The following is a 24,439-nucleotide window of genomic DNA, read 5'->3' on the forward strand; positions in this document are numbered from 1 at the left end:
GGTAGAGCCTCTATGCTTGTATATTGTCCGAACTATTTATTTAAAAGAGCATCAATAACTGCAATGGCTCTTTTGGAACCACCACACCCTAAAAAACTTTCATTCAGTTTTCGAATGCCATGTTTATACTTTTCATTTGAAAGAACGTCTGTTACCGCCTCTTTTAAAGTTTGCACATTAACATGCTCTTTCAATAATCTATGTGCTGCCTCAAGTTCAGTTAATCTTTGCGCTATCATTGGTTGATCTTTATCATGCGGTATTATCACAAATGGGACATTGTAATGAATTGCATCGTGTACACTATTCATTCCACCATGTGTAATAAAAACATTTGCTTCACTTAATATTTCTGATTGAGGTACGTAAGGGGATATAATAAAATTGTCTGGAGCTTGCTTAATTTTTGAAATATCATTTCTATCACCGATCGCCATTACTACAATCCCTTCGAAATTTGAAAAAGCATCAATACAAGTATTAAAGAATGGTTCGAGCCCTTCAAGAAGTGTTCCCATTGAAATATAAATAACTTTCTTTTTTGAAAGCAATTCAAGTGGAAACTTTATATTTGTTTTGCGCTTTATCATACTCGGCCCAATAAAAACATTCTTTTCTCCGAACGAATCGCTATTAGGTTGAAAATAACGACTTGTATACACGAGACTAATGTCTCCCTTATTTTGCATAAATTGAAGATGATTTTTGGGCTTTACTCCAAATTCATGTTCCATTTGATACAGTAACTTTTCAGAGAGTTCATCGGGTTGGAATTGTTTTTCTGCATTTGGATGAAAAGGCAAGGTTTCCAATACTTCTGGTGGAATTAAAAATATAGGAGAGGAAACTATGCCTGGAACTTGTAAATATTCCTTTACTAACTCTCCGGCACCAAATATATCATAAACTACGAAATCAAAATTTATGCTTTTACATAATTCTTTCGTAATTTCTAATATATATAAAGAAGTTTGAACATGTACATGAAAGAAAGTTGTTAATCCATAGGAAGTTTCATTATCAATAGAAATCTCCTTTAATAAATCCGGATGAGTATGTACAATAGCTCCCAAAACTTCAAGCCTTTCCTTAAAGTTTTCCGTTGTAATATAGTGTACCTTATCTCCTCTTTCAGTAAAAGCCTTTACTAAACTTAATGTAGGATTTACATGTCCCTCTGCAGGAAAATTAACTATTAAAATATTCAACACGTATTTCTCACTCCTTACAATTCAATGTTCTTATTAATCGTACTGTAATTATTACAAGCAATCTTCCCCTAATAGTCCCAATTCGCTTACTACTTTAGGTTGATAAATAATTATTATTCATCGGAAAAGGCATCTACATAAGTAGATGCCTAACTGTGATAAGGAGTGTTCTGTGAGGTTAGGATAAGCTTTTCTGCTTGTCCTATGCTATCAATATATGAATTATTTTATAAAACGTGAATAGTTAATAGAATTATTTTAACCATTTTATTTGATCAAATGGATAATATACCATTTTTACTTTACCTATTATATTTGACTCATCAATTAGTCCAAGCGTATTCCTACTATCTTTACTATGATTTCGATTATCACCTAACACAAATAATTTATGCGTGGGAACTTTCATTTCTCTAAAGTTTGAAAAACGATTTGATACTTGTGACATATCTAACTGTATATACAACTCATCTCGCTTTTTGCCGTTAATATATACCACATCGTTTCTTACTTGTACGTTATCCCCTGGTAATCCAATAATTCGTTTCACGTAGTATGTAGGCTCGTCTTCTTTTTTTATTATTACAACATCACCATGATGAAAAGAAGAAAAATAGATACTAGCCTTATTAACTAGTATTCGATTATTTTCATTCAAAGTAGGTTGCATTGAAATTCCTTCTACCATACAAAATAAAAATGACTTATTAATAAAAAGAATGCCTATTATAATTAAAATATAGCTGCATATTTTTCTCCAATCTTTTAGAATTAATTGCTTCATATATACCTCATTTCTAACCTATTCGTATGTAAAAACGCCTCTAGTTCATATAAATGCTAGAGACGTTTCGTATATATTAATTCTCTTTAGAATCATAAGTTTTTGGTGCTTCGCCAGTTAATCGCTTATTTTTCAAATCAAAATAAGCATCTAAAACTTCTTTCCCAATATCAGAGTTAATACCAGACTTATCATGTATAACCCATGGTACTACAACGGAAAATGCTACTTCTGGATCATCATATGGCGCATATCCTGCTAATGTTAAATTATAGCATTCTCTACGATCGCCTTTCTCATTTCTCCCAATATCACTTTCTCCACCGTATACAGTCTGTGCAGTTCCTGTTTTGCCAGCTGGTTTATACGGTGCTTTTTGGAACGCCCTTACTCCCGTTCCATCCCCTTCTTGGAATACTCTTCTAAACCCTTCTTTTACTTGATTGATATATTCTTCTTTCATATCAATTCTATTTAAAACAACAGGTTCTATTGCATGCATCACTTTACCGATTTCATCCTTTTGAGCGGTTTGTTCTCTAATCTCTTGAACAATTTGTGGTTTCATTCGATAACCGCCGTTTGCGATAGTCGAAATATACTGTACAAGCTGAAGTGGTGTATACGTATCATACTGTCCAATCGAGTAGTCTAGTAAGAAACCAGGTTGATTATCTTTTTTACCAATTTGTCCAGCTGTTTCGTTCGGTAAATCAATACCAGTTGGAACACCTAATCCAAATTGCCTGAAATAATATCTCATTTTATCAAAATATTCCTGTTTAATATTTAACGAACTATTTTTCACATAATCTACACCTGCAATTTTCAATGCTGTATTAAACATATAAACGTTTGAAGAAACTTGTAACGCCCTTAGATCATCAATATTTCCGAACTCTTTCCAAGACTTTTTTTCCTTAGTTCCTTTAAACTTCATTGGTGCATCATAAAAATATGTACCTGGTGTTATAGCTTTCGTTTCAAATCCTGTTAATACTGTTGCACCTTTAACAGTTGATCCAAGCTCATATGAACTTGTCATCGTACCTAAAGCATAATCTTCTACTTCCGTTTTTCCGTCTTTTTCTATAAGCTTTTTCCCAGCCATTGATAATACTTGGCCGTTTTTCGGATTCATCATTACAACGAAAGCACGGTCTAACATTGATTCTGAACCTTTATATGCCTTTAATATTTTTTCTATGCTCTCTTCAACTTTTTTCTGTAATTCCATATCAATTGTTAACGTTAAATTTTTCCCACTTTTCCCCTCAGAAACTGTTTCCATTCTCATTGTATTTCCTTGCTTATCAGCTACACTTCTCACTTCTTTTTTCGAGCCGTGAAGCACATCCTCGTATTGCTGCTCAATGTAACTTTTCCCTATCCTGTCATTTCGGCTATAATCACGCACTAAATAATAATCTAATCGTTCACGTGGCAATCCTTCATCAGCATTCGAAACGTTTCCAAGGACTGAACGAAATAAGCCATCATTTACATAGTGTCTCTCCCAATCAACCGATGCGTCTACCCCTGAAAGATTTCCTAAATTTTCACTAACTTTTGCATATTCCTTTTCACTCACATCTTTTTTAATAATTTGAGGAGCCATTTGGTAACCTGCAGTCATTTTACTTTTAATAGCTAACACTTTTATATCTTGAGCTGTTAACTCTTGAAGATTTTTATCTGTGACACGCTTTCTTCTTAAATCTTCTATTTTCTTATCTAGGTCTTTACCCGTAATATCTTTTTCCCTAAACTTGTCTATTTCTTTTTTTGATATTAAATTTTGTGCGAGTTTTGGATTTAATTGCATCCAAAAATCTTTCTTATCCGTCTCAGTTAACTTGTCTATATCTTCTTGCGGCATTTCAATTATTTCCTCAAGTTGTCTTGCAGTTTTTAGTATATCTTCTGATTTTACACCTTTCACCTTTGTATACGTAATCGTGCGTAAAGACTTATTATCAACAACTGGATTCCCTTCTCGATCAAATATTTTCCCACGCGGGACGGAAAGACTTACAGTTGCATTTTCTCTCTTCTCTACTTCATTTTTATATGTCTCTCCATCGACAATTTGTACTTTACCTAACTGTATAATCATGGCAGAAAATAATAAAAATACACAAAAGAATAAAATATTTAAGCGCATCGGTATTGCTCTACCACTCTTTTTCTCTTTCTTTTTCACCTCGTCATAATCTCCTCCTTACAACATTTTTAATACTTTTACGCTTTCTATATTAAAAGTAATGTACAATTTCCACACATTACTTTGTACGCATATAAATATAACGTTCAAAACTTAATAGAAATTAAAACAAACATAAAGAAAAGGTAAAGTTTACTAAATTAAATATAAAAATACCCAATAACAAAAGCTTAGCTTTGTTATTGGGTATTAAGTATTTTAAGATTTAATATTAGAACGTATTGAAATACATCTATCATCACAATTTGATAGAGATTGTTTACTCTGCATTTTTGGCAAGTAAATCGTTACAGTTGTCCCGACACCAACCTCACTCATTATACTTATTGTTCCTTGATGACTTTCAATAATTTTATAACTTAACATCAATCCAATACCGGTACCTTTTTCTTTCGTACTATAAAAAGGTTCACCTAATCTTTTAATTCTTTCTTCAGGTATTCCTATTCCTTCATCTATTACATTAATAATGACACCATTTTTATGTATTTCTTTTATATGAATTGAAATTTTTCCACCATTTAGCATTGCTTCAATTGAATTTTGCAAAATATTAATAAAAACTTGTTTCAATTGATTTTCTGAGCATTCAATGATTATCTCTTCGGAATCTGTAAATAGTTCAACTTGAATATTTGTCATGATTGCTTTTGTATTAATTAGTGATACGACATTTTTAAAAATTTGATAAATATTTTTCTTTTCTGTATTTATTTCATCAGTTTTAGCAATCGACAAAAACTCTTGGAGAATTGCTTCTATTCTTTCTATTTCGGAAAGCATAAGGTCAAAATATTTCTCTTGATCCTCTTTATTAATTTGGAATAACTGTATAAATCCTTTAATTACAGTTAATGGGTTTCTCACTTCATGAGCTACACCGGCTGCTAATTGACCAATTGCCGCAAGTGTATCTGATTTATTTAGCAATTCTTCTGCCTTTTTCCGCTCTGTAATATCGCGGACAATGATCATAATTTTATCTTGTAATAATGGTAAACATCTAGCTTCAAAGAAATCAATACTTCCATTAATTGTTAGAGGATATTCTACAATTACATTCTTTCCTTCATCTTTCAATTGGCGAATTGCTTCTTGAAATTGCTGTGCTACTGGAGACGGTAATATTTCGTAAAACTTTTTTCCCATAAAAGCTTCTGCGGGCACGTAAAATTTTGTAGGGGATCCTGCTTTATAATCTATAATTGTCCCATCATCTTTTGTTAAAAAACATAAATCTGGTAAAGCTTTGAAAATTAATTCTAATTCAGAGGTTTGTTGTTTTAATTGCTCTTCTATTGCTTTTAAATGTGTAATATCTACCCCAACAGCCCAGTAACTAAATCCTGTTACAGGAAATTGCTCTGATATATTGGACCACATTATCGTTTTAATTTCTCCATTTTTACATGTTAAACTCATTTCCCAATCTCTAAAATTTTTTCCACGAGTCAAAAATTTATTTTGTATTTGATGGCGATAATTATGGTCAGGATACAGTAATTGAAGAGCGTTTGGATTCCCAATTATTTCTTCAGCAGTATAACCTGTTACAATCTCGCATTCTCGATTCCACAAAACAAAATCTCCATTATAGTCAAGCGCATCAACCATAACAGGCATGTTTTGTAAGATCGTATGTAGTTCTTCCTCTTTTCGAGAAAGTAACGATATATTTTTACTTTGAACTTCTTTTTTCACCCCAGTTATAATAAGGTTAGAAAGCATTTCAAAATATTTTTGGCAATTGAAAATTTCGCTTCGTTTGGACCATACAACAAAAGATCCTAAATATTGATTGTATAAGAAAAGGGGGATTTCAATTTTTGGAAGTTTACATACTTTCATTTCATTAATTCCAAATGAAAATATACATTCGTTTTCAGCATCAAGAAGTTGATGTGATATGTTGGTTAATTTATAAAATTGTTCTGCCATGGTTTCTATTGTACTCACATCAATAAGTTCCATTAGCCGCGCATTCATTCCTTTTTCACCTCAATATGTAAAATTTATACAAATCCAAAATTCATACTTCTTCATTATACGAAGAAAGTGCTCCTAGGTATATAGCTGTAGAATAATTATTCAAACAAATTCTATTTTTCAATTAAAAACAGAAAATAATATGGGAATGTTATGCGCTGCTAGTAGAAGTATAAAGTGAAACTTTAATCAGTGGGGGTTTTGTTCATCCCCCACCTAACTTCTTTGCTTCCGCTGAATTTTGAGGTGAGGGGTCTTACTGCCCGTTAATGCGGGATAAAAATATAATAATCATAAAATTCACAAAAAATTCACAACTTTCATGAAAAATATAAACATTTATTCCAATATATTCTATATAATGAGGTGTAATAAGGCTTCTATGAATCTCATAGAATACCTTACCCCTAATAAAAAGAAAAAAAGAATCTTTTTGGATTCTTTTTTTCTTTTTATTACATTACATATTTATATAAAGCATGTGCGACACCATGTTCTTCATTTGTTAACGTTTCGTATTTACACATCGCTTTTATTTCTTCAACTGCATTTCCCATTGCAATTGATATATTTGCTTTCTCCATCATAGAAACATCGTTTAAGCCATCGCCTATTGCTACAGTGTTTTCAACTGGAATATTAAGATGTTCTGCTAAAGTATATAATCCATTTCCTTTTTGAGCATCTCGATGATTAATCTCTAAATTATGCCAATAGGAAGATGTAATAGCTAAATCCGTATTATGCAGAAACGTTTCTTTTAATTTTTTTAATTTCTCTATGTCATAAGAAAACGGTAAAAGTTTATGCACATGTATATCCATTTCTACAATTGGTTTACAACTTTCTGTGCTATGAAATGCTGTATGCTCAAGGTATAATGCAGCAATCGTTTCTAACTCTTTCAAATCGAAATTTCCTTTTGCATTCTTCACATACTCGATTTCATTACGTACACTCTCTACTCCATAATCGGGTACATACACACCTTTATTAGTATAGAGCTGATAATACAAGCCATTCTCTTCAAGATATTCTACAATCTCAAGTGCCTGCATATTTTGAATTGGATATCTCTTCATCATTTTTTTATCTTTATATATAAGCGCACCATTTTCTGCGATAATCGGACACTCCAAACCAACTTCTAACAATAGTCGTTCAATATCCACAATAGAACGTCCTGTACAAATTGCTACAACATGGCCAGCTTCTTGACATTTTCGAATTGCTTCTGCATTCTCTTTACTAATCATTTTATTCCCTGAAAGAAGAGTTCCATCTAGATCAATTGCGATTAATTTCATTATTTCTTCACCACTTTCTATAAATACACGAGTTTTTATTAAATAAAAGGTATCGTTTTCATACGAATCTCGTGAAGTACTCCTTATTTATAATTTATGAAAAGCGTTTCAGGTCAAGAAATAATTAAAAATAAAATCCAAAGCTGTTCTTTTTATAGAAAAGCTTTGGATTTTATGCTATGAATTATAACTAATATATTTTGTCTCACACATATATACATTTTTTTCTTCTGTTGGGATATATACTTTAAACTTTTCTAAACGCTTTCCGTATATATGAATAGTGATTACGCTTTCATTTTCGGATATTTCTAGAATATGACAATCAGCTGGTGGAATTACTTTATCTGTTTCGCCTTCTCCCAAATAAAGATTTCCTGTATGTGTTAAATAAGAAAGTGAATTTCCAAGCTGCTTCGTTTGAACAAAGTTCTGCACCATTATCCTTCCTGAAAAAACGCCTTCTACTCCCCATGTACCATCATGATCATGTAATGGTGTAGATTGTCCATCTTTCCATACGAGAGCTAATACTTCAAAACGTTTTAATGGATCTTCATACAGTAAGTGTCGTGCATATTGAGCCGAATTTGACTTCTGTTTATCTAACGGAAGCCATGTTTTCTTTTCTAAAAGTTCTTCTAGTAATGTTTCAATTTTACACACGATTTCTTCTTCTAATAAATCACCATTTATTAAATCAGTTACAGCTTTAATAAATGTTTGAAACGTTTTACTCCCATTGCACGTTAACATAAGCATCCTCCTCTACGCTTTTTTCACACACCTCCATACTATAAAACACACCAAAATTTTACAATTGAGAAATAAAAAAACAAGGTACAATACAATGTACCTTGTTGAACGTTTTATTGAGTTTTTAAGCGAATAGGTAAATATTTTAAAGTTTGCTCATTTTTCAATATACATCTTTCTAAATTAAAAGATGGAGATATCTCTATTTTTTCGAAAGCATTTATAAAGGTACTTAATGCAATCTCCGCTTCTAAACGTGCAAGCGGTGCCCCTAAGCAAAAGTGCGGACCTTTACCAAAGGTTAAATGTTTTTCATTTCCTATGCGGTGTAAATTATACTTAGAAGCATGTGAGAATTTGTTCTCATCTAAATTTGCTGCACTAACCCATGCAACAATCATTTGATCCTTTTTCATTAAAGGACCAAATATGTTTGTATCCTCTGTAATCCTCCGAGCTAATGTAACAGGAAAGCGATAGCGTAATACTTCCTCAATCGCTTTTGCAACTAATTTAGGTTCTTCTCTTAATTCTTGATAAATTCCAGGTGAATCCACTAAAAAGCAATAAAAACTATTAATAATTAAATTTGTAGTCGTTTCATTACCAGCTGCTAATAAACCTAATGAAAAAGTTACAATTTCTTCATCGGTTAATCTTTCACCTTCATATTCAGCTCGTATTAAATCTGAAATAATATCATCGGTTAAATGATATCTTTTTTCTTGAACGATCGGTAAAAGATATGCTTTAAATTCATTTAATGCGATCCCTTTCTCGGCATCCAGATCATTAAACTTTTCTTTACTATACGGCATAAATAAAATATCAGACCATTCTTTAATTTGTTTACGGTCTGTAGTAGGTACTCCCAATAGGTCTGATATAACGGTAACAGGTAAAGGTGCAGCAAATTGATTAACAATATTAACTTCATCATACTTTTTTATATTTTTTACAAGTTCGTCTGCAATAGCTTGTATACGAGGTTTCCACTGTTCTAAACTTCTTGGAGTAAATGCTTTAGAAACAATTGAACGTACGTTACGGTGTTCTGGCGGATCTGTAGAGTTTATATTTATTCTAGTTTCTAAAGGAGGGATTGCGAATTGTCTCCGCTCCCTTCTACTTGAAAATAAGCGATAGTCTGATAAAACACGATTCACGTCCTCATATAAAAAAACATTCCAAACATCTTGCTCTTCATCATAATGTACTTGGTGATTATCCCTCATAAATTGATACCATCCATACGGGTTCCACAGCTCTTCTTTTGTTTTTAGCTTTGAAATTTCATGAACTAAAATAACATTTTCAGGTGAATCCATAGTTCTTTCCTCCCTTTTCTTTTACAATAAAAGTGATAGGTAGGTAATTCAAAGTTGTATAAACTAACATATGTTAGTTTAACATATACATAGCAAAACTTTTCAAATGAAAACTTGAGAAATATATGAGGAGGCTTTTTTATGTATGTTGATATTTTATTACTTGCAGAATTAACAACAGGGCCAAAACATGGCTATGAAATAAAGAAAAATATTCAAAATCGGTTAGGCAATAATTTTGAATTAAATCATAACATGCTTTACCCTACTCTTCGGCGTTTTGAAAACATGGGAGCCATAATGAAAAATGTACAGAAACAAGTCGGAAAACCAAACCGAAATATGTACAATATAACAGAAACAGGAGAAGAAATTTTTTATGAAATGTTAAGAGAATTCCCCGAAAAGATTGCGACAAACAACACTGAGGTCCTTGTACGTATCGCGCTTTTCGACAAACTTGATTACGAGGCTAGAATAGAAATTTTAACTACGCGCCAAAACGTTCTTCAAAAACAACTTACAGCCATCCAATCCCTTGACGTTGTCTCACCTTTTATTACAGAAGTTGTTGAATTTACTAAATCACGTATTGAGCATGAACTACGTTGGATTACATCACTTATGAAGAAAATATAAAAAAATAACAGAAAAAGTTAAAAATAATGAATGAAAATGAGATTTATTATCAATACTAGTATTAATAAAAGGGCAACCACGATTTGGCTACCCTTCAAAAATTTACAATTCTGGATCGAAAGTTTTGCAATCTGTTTCTTCCGTTGTAGATGCTTGTTTCCCTTTATGACTAACTACATAAATTGCATCTGCACTACATTTATTACCGTTAGCCCAAAATTTACAATTGTTTACTTCACATAAAACGTCTTGTGCCATAGTATCACACCTCCTTGTTCTATTATCATTAACAAAATTCGGAGGTATGATACTCTTTGTCATCTATTTTTTATTACCTTTTTAGCTTTCTTAATGTTTCTATATGCCCTCGTACAATAGCATCGATATTTTCAGTTATCTTTTCAATGTCAAAATGCCACCATTGAATTTGCAATAATTCTTCTATTATTTCATTTGAAAATCTCTCTTTTATTTTATTTGCAGGGTTTCCACCAACAATTGTATATGGTGCGACATCTTTAGTCACAACAGATTTCGCTGCAATGATTGCACCATCTCCTATTTTAATTCCGGGCATAATCGTTGTATCCATACCAATCCAAACGTCATTTCCTATAACTGTATCTCCTTTATACGGTAAATCAGACAAATCTGGTGTAAACTTCTCCCATCCATTCCCAAAAATATTAAACGGATAAGCTGAAAATCCATCCATTCGATGATTCGCTCCGTTCATAATAAAGGTAACTCCAGATGCAATACAGCAAAACTTGCCAATGAAGAGACGATCTCCGATAAATTCATAATGATATAATACTCGATCTTCTAATGTTTCCCCATGTTTCGCATCATAATAAGAATAGTCACCAACAAGTATATTAGATTTCGTTATTGTATTTTTTATAAAATGAACGTTTTGATTTCCTTCAATTGGGTATTTAACGTTTGGATTAGGATTCATGTTGCACAGCACTTCCTTTACCATTCATTTCACTTTCTACTGCTATTACTGGCTTTAAATTGTATATAGGTAAAATAAACAATAATCCAATAACAAATAGTAGAGCCGTCCCCTCGTACATCATACTTAACGAAAACATCTCCTTTAATGAACCAGCAATACTCATCGTTACTACCATTGAACCGGTGAACAGTGGACTTAAAATGCCATTTACTCTACCAATAAAATCCGTATCGCTATTTTGTATAATAAGTGTATTAATACCTATTTGAATACATGGTAGAGCTAACCCACTAAAAAGTTGTGCCGTAAGTGTCACCCATAAATTTGTGGAGTAACCAATTATACCAATTCCAATAGCCTGACCAAGCATACCTACGATTAACATTTTTTGCGGCGCAACGTTTTTCGCGAATACCATCGCTAAAGCTCCGCCAACAATCATCCCTGCGCCATTTACTGTTAGTAACCATTGTAAACTCTCTTTTGATAACCCTAACTGCTCAGTTACAATAAATATGCCTAGTGGCTGAATTAAGCCTATTCCTAGTCCTGCTGCCATAAAACATAATCCAAGTAAAGTTAATGCTTTTTTCTTTTTGACGTATTTAATACCATCCTTCATTTCCTGCAACAGCGTGATGTCTTTCTTTTCTGCTTCGTTTTCAAGATCTTTCGGAAGAAATAACAATACACCTGCAGCAAGTAAAAACGCGATACCTGTTATAATGATTGAAGTATAAATTCCAAAACTATGAAAAATAAATGTTCCGAGAATTGGTCCTAACACCATAAATATCGCAAAAATCGTTTGATATATCGACATTGCTAATTGAATTTGTTCCGTCGATAAGTGTTGTTTAAACAACTTCATTCCAGATGGTTGAGAAAACTGCGAAAGGATTGCAGAGATTAGCGTCACAAAAAACACAATTTTCCACGTTCCAAACATAAGTGTAATTAATACAGCGAATACTGAAATAGAACTTAACGTTTCACACCATATCATTGTCCTCTTCGGCTTCCACCTATCAGCAAAAGTTCCACCAATGAATGAGAATATAAAAATCGGGGCGAATTCAGCAACTGAAATCATTGATATAGCGAAAGCATCACCTTTCGTCATTTCCATAACATACAATAATACCGCAAAGTTTCGAACCCATATTCCTATTTGTAAAAATAATGCTGATGCAAGAATTCCCTGTACAAATCGATTTTTCAATACTTGTGATACCCCATGATTTTGTTTCGGTTCTATAGTCGTCGACATAAAAAAGCCTCCTATTTCATGTTCTGAACAGGAGGCAGCACAAATCATATGAAAAGACTATATTTTTCGCAGTGCGAAACACATCCCTTTTCTATATATGTACATACTAATCCTATTCAGAAGAATATTTCGTTTTTTAACGAAGATCTCTTAAAAATAGAATTAGTTGATCATTGGGATAGTTTCACCCTTCCGTTTCGAATTTAAATTACACATACATACTCTATGTAAAACATTTTCAATGTATGCATGTCTCATTTTAACTATTCTAGAAAGTCAAAGGCAATTCCTCTAAAGAACGCATTAAATAATTTCCTTGCCATTTAATATCTTCACGATCGCCCTTTATTTGTAGTTCAGGCATTCTTTTAAACAGAGTAGTAATAGCAATCTTTGCTTCTAACCTAGCAAGTGGAGCTCCTAAACAGAAATGACTACCATGTCCGAAAGCAATGTGACGGTTATTCTCACGCATAATATCAAATACTTCTGGGTTTTCAAATACTGTTTCATCACGGTTTGCGGAAGCTAATGCGATAATAACCATATCTCCTTTTTGGATTGTTTGGTCATGAATTTGAAACGGCTCAGCCGCCCATCTTGCAGTTGTCACCTCAACTGGAGAATAATAACGCAATCCTTCCTCAATAGCTGAATCAATTAATTTCGGATTATCTTTTAATAACTGTAATTGCTTCGGATTTTCAAGAAGTGCTAATACCGTATTTGTTATTAAATTCACTGTTGTCTCGTGTCCGGCTACAATTAATAACATGATCATTGAATATAGCTCTCGAGCACTAAGTTTCTGCCCTTCATTTTCTGCAAGTATTAACGCACTAACCAAATCTTCTTTTGGATTTTTTCGTTTTACATCAACTATATATTGAAGATATGTAATAAACTCAGATAGTTGTTTTTCGGTTTCTTTTATTTCTTCAGGTGTTTCTGGCGATGCAATGACAGCATGAGACCAAATTCTAAATTTCGCTTGATCCTCTTTTGGAATTCCAAGCATCTCACTTATTACAATAATCGGTAATGGGAATGAATAATCATCCACAAGATTTAATGTACCTTTTCGCTCTATTTCACTTATTAAATCATCCGCTATTCTCTGAATTCTTCCGTCTAACTGTGAAATCATCTTCGGTGTAAAAGCTTTTTGAACTAAAGATCGTAAACGACTATGGTTAGGTGGGTCCGAATTTAACATGTGCGTTGTTAAATGATCACTATTGTCAACGGAAAGATACATGTTCTTTGTATCTTGAGGAAACACATTTGCCTGATCTTTTTTTAAGCGATTATCTTTTAAAAGCGGCAAAGCATCTTCATATCTTGTAATGAGCCATTCTTTACCGATTTCAATTTGATTTACAAATAATATAGGCTGCACTTTTCTCGATTCTTTATAAATTTCATACGCATCTTCTTTAAACTGAGCTGAAGCTAAATTAATGCCATCCTCTATTCTTAGGCCCACTTTGTTTTTCATTGACATTGCATTCCCTCACTCTCACTTGTTTTTGAAAATCAACCAACATATGCATTATACTCTAATAAAAACGTGAAAATTTTAAATTTTTAATTAAAATCTTACTTCGTATATTGAAAAATAAAAAAGTGAACGAGTAAAAGTATTCTACTCGCTCACTTTTCTTTATGCGAAGCACATAAAGTTACTAATTTGTTGATATCGGTAACTTACTTTACGACGGCGACCACCTTGCCAAGTATAACCTGAAACCCCGTTTCTTCTTACCTCAGTTGGAAAGAACCATAAATCTCTTCCGAAAGGCCCAGATCGATGTAAACGTAAATAGCCCCATCTTCCTAGACAGTTACACATCCATGATTTCATATTACCTGCTTGTGCAGGAGAAGCAAATGTGGACGGTAACGACGGAGCTTGTGACGGTGGTGGTGACGTTGGAGCATCTTCCGCATCATCTGGTCTGTAATCTTCTTGTTCAATATCTCTCACTTCATTTGTAGATTCATAACCGTAGTTTTGTGGATTATAATACATCCCTTGATCATATGGATAGTTTTGTTGATTATACATATTAACAAATCACCTTCTTTTCATTTCCTTTAACATTCATATGTAATTCGTTAACTATAGGAAGCTTATGTATAGCCTAAATTCAATTGAAAAAAGTTCGCATTTTAAAAATACGAACTTTTTCATACACTGGATATATTTATTATTTTTTTAACTTCACACTATAAAAACGCATTTGATCTAATGAACCTTCATATTCAAATACTTCTTGCTTAATTAATTCTTTCAAGCGATATTCCAAAAACGTATCCCCAACCAATTGATCTGCAAGACCAAGTGCTTCACCTATTACTCTCGGAGCTTTATAAAATTCTTTATCTGCTCCCACATTTTTCGCACACTCAATAATGAATTGATCAAAGTAACCTTCTTGTACAGAATGCACTTCATCGTCTTTCCAAACTCTTAAAAACTCCATGCTTTGCGATAATCTATCAAACTCATGTGCAAACTTCATTCGCTTCTCTTCAGTTAAATACGGAAATTCCACAAAACGTTTTAGAAAAAGAGCTAAACTTTCAGGAGATAATTCTCCAGTTCCACGAATATCATAATCTTGTTTTAATATTTCTCTACTCGCTTCAGAAGTATTTATAACACGAATATTTTTCTTATCTTTTAATTGCGCAGTTGCAAAACAAAGCCCTACATGCTCATGGGCATTATCCGCCTTCCAAATGGTAATCGGTGTTTCATTCGGAATTGAATGTAGCTCTTCTAAAGTCTCCTTAAATCTTGGTAAATACTCTTCTTCAAAATAACAATCATAAGAAGTTAAGTTATTTAATAACCACTGTGATCTTGCTAATTGACCTTCATTCATATGTAATTGATGTATGGGACCAATAGAAAAGAATTCAGAGTATGAAACAACATTCTCCTCGTGTAACCCTTCTTGTTTCAACATATATTTTAAACATCCGGCTGTTGAATCATCAAAGGCAATATGAATGTGTGTACTTTCTTCTAAATTCTTTTCCTGAGTTGTATGACTCGTCAATTGCTTAGGGATACTCGTTAAATTTTTTAGCATATCTTCGCTATAATTCCCGTCTAATACATCTAACTGTATGAGAATACTTTGAAGTAAATGTTTTGCTTCATCTTCATACATATCCTCAACAACATTTTTAATTTTATCTATCATATAAATCCCTCTATTCATTTCTAAAATAACGTAGATTATAGTGTATCATTTTAGTCTAGATGTTTAAAAGCCTTTTTAAAATCAAATCGTTTATTACACAGATTGCTGCTACCATCTAAGTTTTTAACAAAAGCTTTCTCTATATTTCTCTCAATCTATAAATCTATAATATTTTTTGCTTCCTCCTTATCTATCTCCCAAAATTACATTAGTTGCTAAATATTTTTTAAACACTTTGTAAATCTTTTTATTTAAATGTATAATTATATAGAAAATAAAAAATATAGGAGCAATATGAATGGAGAAAGTACTTACTAATTATAAACATTATTTAAAAAATTGGAGATTTATATTTATTTGTATATTACCTGCTATCGCTTTATTGTATACATTCGATGTCATCTTTGAACTACTGATTCACCAAAATTTCTATTTGTCTAATTTAATTATTGCTATTATATTAACCATAATATTTATTAACGTTAAAGATAAGTTTAAAATCAAAGGTTAATGAAAACTATAATTGAAACGAAACCTTTATGAAGCTACATTTTTCATAAAAAATAAGAGCAACCTGCTATTGGATGCTCTAATGTGATTAGAGGTTTTTTCTGAGTATTTAGTAGGACACGAAGACCTTGTCCTATTACATACTATATGCTTGTACTTATTACATTGTGCATGAAAAAGCACAATGTCTAGATGCCAAATAGATACATACACATTGGAGTAACTAACACGTTAGAAAAGACCTTCCTATATCCATTCATTCTTAATAGCCTACATGATTACTAATAAAATCTGCTCATACTTTCATTGTACAATTGCTTTATTTATAAACAAAAAACATCCCCATGGATGTTTTTTATCTAATTCCCTTTAAACTTCCATAAATTTAGCAGGTACACCAATTTTTTCTACCACAGAAGATATATTAGTAGGGTTAATCATTACATTTTCGATATAAACTAATTTATTTTCTAATAATCCATTCTCTGTAGTAATAAGCTCTTCAAATCGTTCTAAAGTCATTGAGAATTTGTGCTCACTTCCACCATTCATACTGACTTTTACATACTTCATAGTGTCACCGCCTCTCTTAATTATCTATAATTCGCTAAGAATACGCTTACATCCTTTTATTTAAACGTGGATTTATCACTTTCCACTACACGTTTGAAATAATTTGCAGAAAAACAGATAATATACACCGTTTATTCTATTTATTAAAATTATAATAAAACGTTTCTAGAATTCTATATCTTTGGAAAAGATTATATAGTAGTATTGATTAAATAATAGGAGTGTTATGAATGGTTGATATAATCCGACTCTTAATCATCATACTGATTGCAATTTTTTTATTTTCATCAATTATTATGGAGTTTAAAAAACCTCAAAAAAGTATGTTTTGGTTCTCAATTGAAGTCTTGTTTCTGCTAGGAATCGTACTTTTAATGAAAGAATTTTTCTTCAAACTTTCCGCATAACCTCTTAAGTAAAACATAATATTCCATCAATAACGCAGGATAAATTATGATTTTTATTTTTTCACTAAATTTAAGAATGTAACTTCCAATAGTTATCCTTTTTTTATAACTACTTTATATGCTTCTGCTAATTACTCTTTTTGTATATTATCATGAAGACTAGAACAAGCATGCCTTGTCATATATTAGATAAGGGATGTGATAACATTGGATAACTATAACAATCAATTTGTTTTTCATGTAGTCAAAAGTTCGGCAATTAAAAGATTTATAATTATCGATATAATCGCTGGAACAGGAATTTATTGGACTGTAAACTTTATTTCTTCAAATGCATTACTCGCAATTATTAGTTGTATTTTAGGGACAAAAAAAATGAAGAAAATGTATCATTCATAGAAGCAATAACTAAATCTCAATTCATTTCTTTCAAATGTAAACATTCTATTATCTTAATTAAATAAATAAGCTCCCAAATAACCGATGTTTACAATCACACAAAATAAGAGGTTTCTGATTGCACAGAAACCTCTTATTTAATATCCGTATCTTTATATACTAAATACATTACATGATTATCTTTTCTATGTTCACTTTATAATTGTTAATAAAAAGGATAATGATAGAAATGCACAAAGTGGTATATATAAAACAGTATCCATTCTAGCAAACTGCGTACCTATTTTTCGTTTAAAGATACCAAAATAATGAAATTCACCAATTACTCTTATGAAAAAAACAACCATACAAACCCAGGATCCCATTTGAACAAAAATATTTGGAACTGCGAAATGAACAATATTTGCTTGTTGTAATAAAATCATTGCTGCCATACTTAATAATAACGCAATGCACAATGTCATTCCTGTACCTGGTGTAAACGCCTTTTCTCCAGCTTTAGTTGGAATGACACTATTTGTCGCCCACTTACCCCCGAAAGCCCAATAAATATGTAAAAAACTAACTAAAAATAATATACAGACAGAAATATATGTAATAATAAGCATTTTGTCCTCCCATTATTTTATTTAAGTCCTCAGCTTTAGAATATGCTATGAATTTCTCATTGGCAATCTATATTTAATTACATAAAAAACCTTTAATAATTTATCAATTTAACGATAAATCATTAAAGGTTTACTGAAATTTATTATGCATTATACCTATTTCTACGACGTTCCATCCTCGTTTGTCCTTGAACAGTCTCTTCTTTATATTGATCTATTTGCTCCGACATTTCATATGTTGCAGCTGGAGCTGATTCTTCGTAATTATGCTTACGTATTTTTTCTGGCGTTTTACGTTTAGAACCTTTTCCACCAAACTTAAATAATTTCATCTTAAATTTCGGTAATCTTGGAAGTGGCATCTTAAATGATAGTTTTTTGCGTTTCTTTTTTTGGTGAAATAGATTTATATTTTCTTTATTATTATCCTTCTCTTTACGGTGTATTAACGTCGCAAGTAATCCACCTAATATAAGTCCTCCAGCTAAGAGTAGAAGATATACGTAATTGCTTGTCATTAAACTCGTCATACGCTCAAGTATGACTAACGACTGTACTTCCTTTATATCCCATAATAAAGCGGCCCATAATGAGAATAAACCTAAAGTAAGCCCGTATGTACGAAAGCGAAATATACAAGGTATTAAAGCGATACAGGCGGCAATTTTGGCATTTGCTATTATAGCACTTGTTGAAATATCCTGATTCCAAATAACTAACAGTAGTGTTATAAATGGTGCATATGCTATCCAGCTACATATACGTGAATATATCTTTTTTGCAAAGTAACTACCGAAACTAGTAAAAAATAAAAGTCCTCCAATATATAAAGATTGTTCAAGAGGGATTTGCTTTAACATTCCTGCAATTGGAAAGAGGCCGCTCAGTAGCATTAATAATACATCTAATTTCTTCACAATTCCCCATTCCTTTCAAATTTCTATTAAGTTTTAAAATTAATTTTCCATGTGATTCAGTTTTTGTATTTCTAAAAAACATCTTAATCCTGAATGTTTATAAAGTAAATACAAAATAGAAAAGATACATGACAAAGGATAGCTATATTTACATGAACAAATGACAAATCCTGATCGGTATAATGAACAGGATTTGTTTACTATTATTTAAATTAGCACTATTGAATCTTTCTTTTCTCTCTTTATTACATCAACATCTAATTCATCATCGAATTCTTTAAACTCTCTTGCATCTATATCAGTGGCATAACTCTTTATTACTTTAGCCATATGCATAGAATATGGCATATGCACATTTTTTTCCGGAAGTATACTTGAATTACAACACATGAAATGTATCATTTTAGCGATATATTCCCTTTCTACATGTTTTACACCTAATGGTAGAATTTCAAGTATATATTGTTGAATTGTGTCACTACAATTTAATCGATATTCACCAGTGCTATAATACATCCCTGTTTGATCCGCATATAATCCAGTTCTATCCATATCATTTTCACGATCTATTACAACAAAGCTTGGTACATCAAAAGCAGTATTTATTCTTATAACGTTTAAATTCGGAACCTTTAATATATCTGGAATAATCTCAGGTGCAATATCTATATTAATTTTTTCATTTTGCAACTCTTTAATCCAATATTTTCTCAAATTCGCATCTACAATGAAATAAACTTGTTCATTTTCCTTTTGCGCATGTTGTAACATTCCCATTAATGTTTCAGATACAAATTCCTTAAAACGGGCACCCACATCATTTCTTTTTGATGGTTGTGGTAAAAATACATTATGTTTATTTATTTGTAATAACATATAGTCGATCGGTTGCCACTCCGACTCCGTATCCCCATATAATTTATATGATATTTCTTTACCTTTTATTTTTGAAATAATAGGTAAGAAATCAAACTTCGAGATTCGTTCAACTGATAAATTGACATATGTACAAGGTAAATTCCTCTTATTCCAATTGCCTTTCAAAAATCCTTTTTGTTCTAATAAATTAAAAATACTAGTTACAATTGTTTCACGAGATACACTTTGACCTATAAATAAATTAATAAATGTTGAAATACGTTTTGTTCGTGCAAACCCTTCACGAATAATTTGTTTCGGATCAATCTTCTCTCTTCCATCACACTTCTTCATTGCAATTAATGCTAACGTCGTATCACTTCGCTTACCTGCCGTAGCATGAACTGCTTTTACAACATCATCTACAAGATTTGTTTTATATTTTTGGCAATACTGCATTTTATATGGATTTTGTAACACTTTTTCCATATTAAATCTTACAATCTTTAATAATACTGGTGAATCTGCATTTACTACATAAGATGTTTCTCCTATTTTAGCTAAAACTATTTCACTATCAAATAATGCTTGTTCTATTTCCAATACTATATTTTCGGACCAAATTTCTAATGTTATGGTCTCTAATCCTTTTGGTGCAACTAAAGGAAATAATTCATTTTCATTATTTGTTGCTACCCTTTTGCATTCTGGCAGTAATGTGAAATGTGAGAATTTCCGCTGAAATTCTTTAAATAGATATCCTTTCTCCTTTACTTTTATACCTAGCTTTTTTTTAGTACCTTGCACTTTATATATTCTCTCATTATACGGAAGTAATACTCTTCTGTTTGTTCCGACAATATAATCTTTCGGATATTGGATAATATGGTCTAATTCAATTTCTCCATCTATTTGAAAATCATCTTTTAATGTTCTAAATAACTTAATCCATTTCATACCGTTTGTAGCTTGTTGTACTTTTAACTTTACAAACCGCATTTTTTTATTATCTGATGCAAATTCTGAAGTAGAAATCAATATCATGCCTCGTTTTCGTCGCAAAAGTAAAGGGATATCGGGATGGTTATATTCTTGGTAGAATCTCCGAATACCTACTGTAACCTTTAATAATGGAATATTCTCACCACCACGAGTTATACATTCAAATCGGTATACATAGGCGAAAAAGTCTTGTGTTTTTTCATCTTTAATCGGCTCTGACATTGCCTCACAAATATTTTGTGATCGAAGTGGAGAAAAATAGATTTCTTCATTTTTATTCTCAATTCGTATAGGTTGTACACAAAAAACATGTGAAATTAATGCGGGTACCCATTTAGAAAACGTTTCACTATCATGTAATACTGTTACATTCGAAATCAAATCGTCATGCCATTCATATTTTGGCGGTTCCATTAATTGATTCGGTTTCCAATCATGAATGACCTCATACCAACTTTGAAATATATAATCAAGTTGTTCTTGCCTAATTGGTTCTTTTGACACAATCCATGGCGTATTTTCATTTAATACATACGGATTATGCTGAATAAACAATATATCAGAAAACATATCATACAATCTTTCATTTAAACGCTTTAACTTACTAGTTAATAAAAATGTCTTATAATGTATCTCTACAATGTCTAGCCATTCAATAGGAAAATATATAAATGATACATGTTCCTTTAAAAGTGGCTCTACTATATTTTTAAATGTTAATAACCGTAATTTTTCCATGTATTGAGTACTTCCTCTCTTCATTTATCTTGATTATCAAAAAACGAGAAACACCAATTACTGAATCTAAACAATTTAAAATTAAAAGTCTAAAAGAAGAATTTAAAACAATTTATTACAATGATACGTTATTACAATAATACTTTTAAAAGTTACACGTAATTATCGAATACATCACCCCTAACATCTCAAATATATTACGTACACATTATATAATATATAGTTATATAATGTATTTATGATTTACAATAATTTTACAAAAAACAAATATAAAAAAGGAAGGCTCTCCGTACTAAAGTTCCCACTTGAGCGGTTTTTTGTCCATCTAAAGGTGGTGGTTGAGATAATACCGTTGCTACTAATCGTTGCGCTTGCACTCTTGGCATGCATAGTTATCACGCTTCTTCACTTGTTCACGTGTACTTTTCTATTCACCACTGTCATAAAACTTACGCTTCTGTTGTTTGGTTTTGTATTCTTTCATTATCCTTTACCTATCAATATTGCATTAGCCTTATGAGCTTTAATAACTCTTCTATTGGAGTTCGTTCGATATATTCAATAGAATAAAGCATGTGTTCCCCACCATACAGTTTGTAATTTTTAAAACGATTAATATCTATCTTCGCTCGCTTGTATGTTTCCTCATGGGGTTTTAGATCTTTGTTATAAGCTGTTTCATCCACAGCTTGAAGACCGAGTACATCAATCTTATTTTGTAAATCGTTATCCATCTACCCTCAGCCCTTATCTTTTTACATAATAAAAAGCACCCGAATGGATGCTTAAATTAAACTTATTCATTATCAATATCTTTACTTTCATCATTAACTGATTTCGGGTCTAACATGCTTCCTATATCAGGCGGCAAAGTTAACTCTATACCAGCTACTGGTTGATTATCCTCATTAAAATAATACTTCTTTATCTTATTCAATTCTTCATTCTTCTTATTTTCACTCATATTACCCCGCCTTTTATGTGTGATATTAAACACTTTACTTAATATGTACATTAAGAAAGGTAATATACTATTTTTTCATTATGAAAGGGCAACTGTGCACCAACTTCCCTTTCATAGTAATTTGATAACTATAAATCCGGTAAATGAAGTTTTATTCTTCTTCCAACCACCTAATGTTGTTTACATTTATCTACACAAACATTATTAAGTCCCTGGAAGAAGAGCAAAAGACCTTCTCCGTTTACACAACGTGAATTGCAATTGAATGTGAAAACAAGAAACAACTGTTCATCCAATCTACACCCATCGCCACCGGTTATGACGATCCATTTTCAGTTATAAGGAATTTTGCGAGCAATGTTTTCCGTCATTTCTCACAATACAAATATATCACTTTGATTTCAAAACAACCGGCACATTTACTGCCAAAAAGCAGTCATGAATCTGCCACTTATTTTAATTCGCTAATAACCTTTATTTCCCTAGACTACTTTAATACAACAGCCATAAAGAATCGATTGAAATTTATTTAGGTATTATGCTTGATCTGATTGTAGAACATGTACATGGTTTTATATATTTTCAACCGAATATTGTCTAAAGGAACTGGAGACATTATTAAATACGAAAGGAGGGAAAATCATGAAGAAAAAACTTTCATCTATTTTAGGTGCCCTTTTACTAACTATTACGGTTTTTGGTACAAGCGTCCATGCTGAATACGATGGATATAATACGAATAGAGTTAACGATAATAATATTACAACTCGAGTTAATGACTATAACACGAATAGAGTTAATAATGATGTGAGAACTCGAAATGTAAATACGACAAATGATTTAAATGATAATCGTAATAAAAATAATAATTGGACTTGGCTTGGTTTATTGGGACTTCTAGGATTATTTGGTCTTAGAAAAAAAGACAAAGATCCAGAAACACATTAATGTGGAACATTGCATTTAATTTTAAAAAATATTTATGTATCATCAAAAGAATGCAAAATGAATAAATTATAAATCGCCTTTAGTAAGGCGATTTTTTTATTTTTTAAAATCAATAATGCTGTCACTTTACTCATAAGTTGGCCGAAAATTTTAATAAGAAGCGTTATTTTGCCAAAATTAAAAACAACCATAACCTTGCCAAAGTGTATAGTTATAGTTCAAATGACACAAAAGTTGCTTATTGCTATTCAAATCTACTTCGCCTCGCTTAAACAAACGCTGTTATTATCCGAATAAATAAGTAAAGTTGTATTTTTAAGACGAAGAGCTACCTGAACCGCCAAGAAAACCACCAAGGGACTTTATCAACTTTTTCAATACTGGTGTAATATCTTCTTCGGAAGTTATTCTAATACACGGTAATTCAACTTGGAGTTTCGTACCCAAAAGAACAACTGTAATTGGAACTGGAATTGAAACGCAAAGAGCTTCTTTCCCATCACATTGACACTTATATTGTTGTTGTGGTTGTTGCTGTTGTTGCTGTTGCTGTTGCCATTGTTGTAGTTGTTGCCATTGTTGTGGCCTTACTCCTCTACTCATATCTATATTTCTGTTGTCCATTACAAAAGGATAAGACTCGTTTGGATAATACTGATGAAAAGAATTTTTGTATTCATAATGACCATTATTCATTTTTTCATCTCCTTCCCGTTACATCGTATTAACCTAGTAGCCAATGGGTTCATTTTAATTAATATTATCATTCGCTTATTATTTTATAGTAAAAAGCTCCCTTTACTTACCCATATCTTATATTGTGTGTAACTG

The 24,439-nt window shown here is 31.7% G+C and carries 24 protein-coding genes and 1 pseudogene; 4 read left to right on the plus strand and 21 right to left on the minus strand.

Annotated elements, in window-relative coordinates; translation table 11 throughout:
• Positions 1 to 32 precede the first annotated feature (32 nt).
• The 7 genes from G9F74_RS12525 to G9F74_RS12555 all read right to left on the minus strand — a co-directional run bounded on the left by G9F74_RS12525 (position 33) and on the right by G9F74_RS12555 (position 9,596).
• The gene (locus tag G9F74_RS12525; protein ID WP_000932110.1) at positions 33 to 1,211 is read right to left on the minus strand and encodes a macrolide family glycosyltransferase; all 1,179 of its coding nucleotides are present in this window, start codon (positions 1,209 to 1,211) and stop codon (positions 33 to 35) included.
• Between the two features lie 253 nt (positions 1,212 to 1,464).
• Complete coding sequence (gene lepB / locus G9F74_RS12530) at positions 1,465 to 1,995, minus strand: signal peptidase I (RefSeq protein WP_000811461.1); 531 nt, start codon at positions 1,993 to 1,995, stop codon at positions 1,465 to 1,467.
• A 76-nt stretch (positions 1,996 to 2,071) separates the two neighbouring features.
• Entirely contained in the window at positions 2,072 to 4,198 is a 2,127-nt protein-coding gene (locus tag G9F74_RS12535; protein ID WP_165406228.1) for a peptidoglycan D,D-transpeptidase FtsI family protein, read from the minus strand.
• Between the two features lie 219 nt (positions 4,199 to 4,417).
• On the minus strand, positions 4,418 to 6,205 hold the full coding sequence (locus tag G9F74_RS12540; RefSeq protein ID WP_000994068.1) for an ATP-binding protein: 1,788 nt from the start codon (positions 6,203 to 6,205) through the stop codon (positions 4,418 to 4,420).
• 455 nt (positions 6,206 to 6,660) lie between these two features.
• Complete coding sequence (locus tag G9F74_RS12545) at positions 6,661 to 7,512, minus strand: Cof-type HAD-IIB family hydrolase (protein ID WP_000766360.1); 852 nt, start codon at positions 7,510 to 7,512, stop codon at positions 6,661 to 6,663.
• A gap of 177 nt (positions 7,513 to 7,689) precedes the next feature.
• Positions 7,690 to 8,268: a cysteine dioxygenase family protein gene (locus G9F74_RS12550; protein ID WP_000954448.1), complete on the minus strand. Its 579-nt coding sequence runs from the start codon at positions 8,266 to 8,268 to the stop codon at positions 7,690 to 7,692.
• A 113-nt stretch (positions 8,269 to 8,381) separates the two neighbouring features.
• Positions 8,382 to 9,596, minus strand: coding sequence for a cytochrome P450 (locus tag G9F74_RS12555; RefSeq protein WP_016108517.1), 1,215 nt, complete (start codon positions 9,594 to 9,596; stop codon positions 8,382 to 8,384).
• A gap of 141 nt (positions 9,597 to 9,737) precedes the next feature.
• Between G9F74_RS12555 and G9F74_RS12560 the strand changes: the two genes are divergently transcribed.
• On the plus strand, positions 9,738 to 10,235 hold the full coding sequence (locus G9F74_RS12560) for a PadR family transcriptional regulator (RefSeq protein WP_000289115.1): 498 nt from the start codon (positions 9,738 to 9,740) through the stop codon (positions 10,233 to 10,235).
• 102 nt (positions 10,236 to 10,337) lie between these two features.
• Here G9F74_RS12560 and G9F74_RS12565 read toward each other — a convergent pair whose 3' ends face one another.
• From G9F74_RS12565 to G9F74_RS12590, 6 genes are all read right to left on the minus strand, one after another.
• A complete protein-coding gene (locus tag G9F74_RS12565; RefSeq protein ID WP_000046090.1) occupies positions 10,338 to 10,493 on the minus strand; it encodes a DUF1540 domain-containing protein in 156 nt (51 codons plus the stop codon).
• Between the two features lie 73 nt (positions 10,494 to 10,566).
• Complete coding sequence (locus G9F74_RS12570) at positions 10,567 to 11,196, minus strand: Vat family streptogramin A O-acetyltransferase (RefSeq protein WP_001069238.1); 630 nt, start codon at positions 11,194 to 11,196, stop codon at positions 10,567 to 10,569.
• On the minus strand, positions 11,186 to 12,469 hold the full coding sequence (locus tag G9F74_RS12575) for an MFS transporter (RefSeq protein WP_016108516.1): 1,284 nt from the start codon (positions 12,467 to 12,469) through the stop codon (positions 11,186 to 11,188). The genes G9F74_RS12570 and G9F74_RS12575 overlap by 11 nt, the downstream gene beginning before the upstream one ends.
• 268 nt (positions 12,470 to 12,737) lie before the next feature.
• A complete protein-coding gene (locus G9F74_RS12580; RefSeq protein ID WP_000062110.1) occupies positions 12,738 to 13,973 on the minus strand; it encodes a cytochrome P450 family protein in 1,236 nt (411 codons plus the stop codon).
• Positions 13,974 to 14,132: 159 nt separating this feature from the next.
• A complete protein-coding gene (locus tag G9F74_RS12585; RefSeq protein WP_000282699.1) occupies positions 14,133 to 14,537 on the minus strand; it encodes a hypothetical protein in 405 nt (134 codons plus the stop codon).
• A 142-nt stretch (positions 14,538 to 14,679) separates the two neighbouring features.
• Entirely contained in the window at positions 14,680 to 15,684 is a 1,005-nt protein-coding gene (locus G9F74_RS12590) for a DUF1835 domain-containing protein (RefSeq protein ID WP_016108515.1), read from the minus strand.
• 298 nt (positions 15,685 to 15,982) lie between these two features.
• Here G9F74_RS12590 and G9F74_RS12595 point away from each other — a divergent pair, with 298 nt between their 5' ends.
• On the plus strand, positions 15,983 to 16,195 hold the full coding sequence (locus G9F74_RS12595) for a hypothetical protein (RefSeq protein WP_000416829.1): 213 nt from the start codon (positions 15,983 to 15,985) through the stop codon (positions 16,193 to 16,195).
• A 368-nt stretch (positions 16,196 to 16,563) separates the two neighbouring features.
• Here G9F74_RS12595 and G9F74_RS12600 read toward each other — a convergent pair whose 3' ends face one another.
• Positions 16,564 to 16,767 carry a hypothetical protein gene (locus G9F74_RS12600; protein WP_000878378.1) on the minus strand — a complete coding sequence of 68 codons (204 nt, stop codon included), beginning with the start codon at positions 16,765 to 16,767 and terminating at the stop codon, positions 16,564 to 16,566.
• 614 nt (positions 16,768 to 17,381) lie between these two features.
• Between G9F74_RS12600 and G9F74_RS12605 the strand changes: the two genes are divergently transcribed.
• Positions 17,382 to 17,573, plus strand: coding sequence for a hypothetical protein (locus G9F74_RS12605; RefSeq protein WP_000371056.1), 192 nt, complete (start codon positions 17,382 to 17,384; stop codon positions 17,571 to 17,573).
• Positions 17,574 to 17,764: 191 nt separating this feature from the next.
• Here G9F74_RS12605 and G9F74_RS12610 read toward each other — a convergent pair whose 3' ends face one another.
• From G9F74_RS12610 to G9F74_RS12635, 6 genes and pseudogenes are all read right to left on the minus strand, one after another.
• Positions 17,765 to 18,181, minus strand: a complete 417-nt coding sequence (locus G9F74_RS12610) for a DUF3995 domain-containing protein (RefSeq protein WP_016108514.1) — start codon at positions 18,179 to 18,181, stop codon at positions 17,765 to 17,767.
• A 143-nt stretch (positions 18,182 to 18,324) separates the two neighbouring features.
• Positions 18,325 to 19,098, minus strand: a complete 774-nt coding sequence (locus tag G9F74_RS12615) for a DUF3959 family protein (protein ID WP_000732194.1) — start codon at positions 19,096 to 19,098, stop codon at positions 18,325 to 18,327.
• 207 nt (positions 19,099 to 19,305) lie between these two features.
• A complete protein-coding gene (locus tag G9F74_RS12620) occupies positions 19,306 to 21,696 on the minus strand; it encodes an RNaseH domain-containing protein (protein WP_016108513.1) in 2,391 nt (796 codons plus the stop codon).
• Positions 21,697 to 22,060: 364 nt separating this feature from the next.
• Positions 22,061 to 22,180 (minus strand): annotated as a pseudogene (locus G9F74_RS12625) (HNH endonuclease); the annotation flags it as partial.
• A gap of 13 nt (positions 22,181 to 22,193) precedes the next feature.
• Positions 22,194 to 22,430, minus strand: a complete 237-nt coding sequence (locus tag G9F74_RS12630) for a hypothetical protein (protein ID WP_000368156.1) — start codon at positions 22,428 to 22,430, stop codon at positions 22,194 to 22,196.
• A 62-nt stretch (positions 22,431 to 22,492) separates the two neighbouring features.
• Positions 22,493 to 22,660 carry a hypothetical protein gene (locus G9F74_RS12635; protein WP_001293571.1) on the minus strand — a complete coding sequence of 56 codons (168 nt, stop codon included), beginning with the start codon at positions 22,658 to 22,660 and terminating at the stop codon, positions 22,493 to 22,495.
• Positions 22,661 to 23,302: 642 nt separating this feature from the next.
• Between G9F74_RS12635 and G9F74_RS12640 the strand changes: the two genes are divergently transcribed.
• The gene (locus G9F74_RS12640; protein WP_016108512.1) at positions 23,303 to 23,608 is read left to right on the plus strand and encodes a WGxxGxxG family protein; all 306 of its coding nucleotides are present in this window, start codon (positions 23,303 to 23,305) and stop codon (positions 23,606 to 23,608) included.
• Positions 23,609 to 23,923: 315 nt separating this feature from the next.
• On the opposite strand, the gene G9F74_RS12645 is transcribed toward G9F74_RS12640, so the two are convergent.
• Positions 23,924 to 24,304 (minus strand): hypothetical protein, encoded by a 381-nt coding sequence (locus tag G9F74_RS12645; protein WP_016108511.1) that lies wholly within the window; start codon positions 24,302 to 24,304, stop codon positions 23,924 to 23,926.
• Positions 24,305 to 24,439: the final 135 nt, after the last annotated feature.

It is taken from the genome of Bacillus sp. EKM202B (assembly GCF_011066025.1).
In the GTDB taxonomy this organism is placed as follows: Bacteria; Bacillota; Bacilli; order Bacillales; family Bacillaceae_G; genus Bacillus_A; species Bacillus_A toyonensis.